This window comes from Coleofasciculus sp. LEGE 07092, from assembly GCF_015207375.1.
In the GTDB taxonomy this organism is placed as follows: Bacteria; Cyanobacteriota; Cyanobacteriia; order Cyanobacteriales; family Coleofasciculaceae; genus LEGE-07092.
The window spans coordinates 1-2,215 of sequence record NZ_JADEWY010000266.1 but is presented as its reverse complement, the minus strand read 5'-3'; the positions used below and the strand labels follow the sequence as shown (position 1 = coordinate 2,215).

1 protein-coding gene is annotated in these 2,215 nt (G+C 50.6%); it reads right to left on the bottom strand.

All coding sequences use genetic code 11. The annotated features are described in order from the left end of the window. Positions 1–2,037 (bottom strand): NACHT domain-containing protein (locus IQ257_RS29385; protein WP_193933499.1); only part of this gene is annotated, 2,037 nt, incomplete at its 3' end. Between the last annotated feature and the right edge of the window lie 178 nt (positions 2,038–2,215).

Genomic DNA, 2,215 nt, shown 5'->3' with positions numbered 1-2,215 from the left:
TCGTCGGCAGCGTCCGATGTGTAGAAGAGACAGCCCCAGCTCCTCAGCTCTGCCACTCCCCCCCTGCTGGGAACGGAAGAAAAACGCTGGCAGAGGCTGAAGGGGGTGTCCTGCGATCGCATTATTCAGGAGGCGGCTCTCGATTACCTCCTGAGTCCCTTGATGTTGACCAGATTGAATAATAGTCAGTGCTGCCACTTGCATGATTCGTCGTAGAGTTTGAGGAGAGCGACCTTCTAGAAGATTAACGATCGCTTCTAGGGAACGGCTGGCATGGGCTAGACCTTCCCGGATTAACTCCGGTAGGGGTTCGCTACCAATGGCAGGTTCCCCCAACAGCCAACGACACATTCGATCATAGATTTCAAATGCTACCTCGGCTGACGCCATTTGAAAAATACGTTCATCCACTCTGGCATCTCGATGTAAAATGCCCACCAGATAAACCATGAGTGGACCCCTTGCCAGCCCGACCAGTTCCTTATTCGTTGACGGCTTCTGAAATACGCCCCCGTGTTTCAAAAAATTAAAGTACGATTGGGCGATGGACTTGGATTGCAGTTTTGCCCAGTGCTGGAACCACTGCCGGAATTCTTCCTGTCCCATTGGTGCGATCGCAATTCGTCGCAGTTGGGCAGACAAGGACAAGCTATTATTCAGTCGGGAGCGGCGAGTGAGTAACGTATCGAGAGCTGCCGAGCGACTGGTGAGTAAAATCTTGTGGCGAAGTAAACCCACTCCACTGAGCGTTTGGGTATGGAATCGCATCACCTGATCTATAAATGTCCAGAGGTGACGCTCTGTTTTGGGAGAACGGGGCAGTTCATTCAAACCATCTAGAATCAGCAAACAGGGGGGTGAGGTTGGGGAGAACCAGCCATCGGCATCCGTAAAGCGTCCTGCGGGAAAAGCGCTCTCCAGAGTCTGCTCTAAGGTTTGACCTAAGGTAATGTCTCGCAGTTGGATTTTGATGGGCATCCAGCTTGGGTAAAGCTCCCGAGCCACCCGCTCCGCCAAAATTTGGCAGAAACTGGTCTTGCCATAACCTGCATCCCCTTCAATCACCGCGATACTGGTTTTATCGTCAAGCTGAGATATTACCCATTGCATCAAATCCACAGCCTTTGGAGCTGAATTGGCTGAACTCCCTAGGAATTGACGGCTCACATCCTTTCCTTTGAGGGGAACATATAACTCCTTCAGGGAAAAGGGTTCTGCCAATAAAGGTTCACTCAGCGTTTGCAAAAGTTTTGCTCGATAGTATTCTCGATGCAAATTCAACGGCAGAGCTGTGAAAGGAACCGGGGAGGGTTCGAGATCTGGGGCTTCGTTGGTTGTATCTCTCCAATTCCCTCCAGGTCCCAACCGCACGAACTTTTGTAACTGTGCCAAAGGCAGGGGGTTTTCCGCAATGACAGCCAGCAAGTAACCGGGCAGTCCGTTACTCAGGCGTTGGGTAAACAATCGGGCTTCAGTTTCTTCTGCACCATTGGCAACAAACCATGCGATCGCTAAATTGTTCATCTGCTGTACCAGAAACGAGTCCGCCACGAGGGAGAGGGCTTGTTCGGCTTGAGAGTCGCTCAAACGCCCCGGTCGCAGGGTTTTTAGCAAAGCGGTCAGTTGCGAGTCCAACAGGGGTTCGCTGACCTCTGGAGCAACAGGCACCTGTGCCCGATTCATCCAAGGTCTTCTCAAGTGAGCTTCTTGCTCTAAAATGCCTTGTAAGGCATTAAGATAAGCAATTTGAAAGGTGAGCCAGGTTCCTTCATTCCGCCTTAGGGGTTTTTTTCGACTCAAAATGCGCAGCAGCCCTACCGTCAACTGGCAGATAGCTGGAGCTATTTCCCAGGCGGCGGTTAATGGCAGCTCCAAAACCTCAGTCAGTGTGCTGATGGCAAAAGGATTGAGACTTTTAACCTCCATATCCTGGGCAATGCGAAAGGCAATGCCAGCAATCTTGGCACTCTGCGTGTCTTTGAGCTGGGCAAGTTCAATATGGCGCTCTGCTAACCAATACCGGATGTTTAGGCTCATGCTGCCCTCATCACTCCAAAAATATCCCTCATCCTATTTTGACCTTATACAATAAGTGCGAATCCCTTCCTTTATCACTAGTCATTAGTTCTTTGGTAAAAACCATGACCCATAGACCTCTTGCAAATGGAAAGGTAATAGCTACTTCTGTTCCCCACTCCCCACTCCCTGTTCCCCC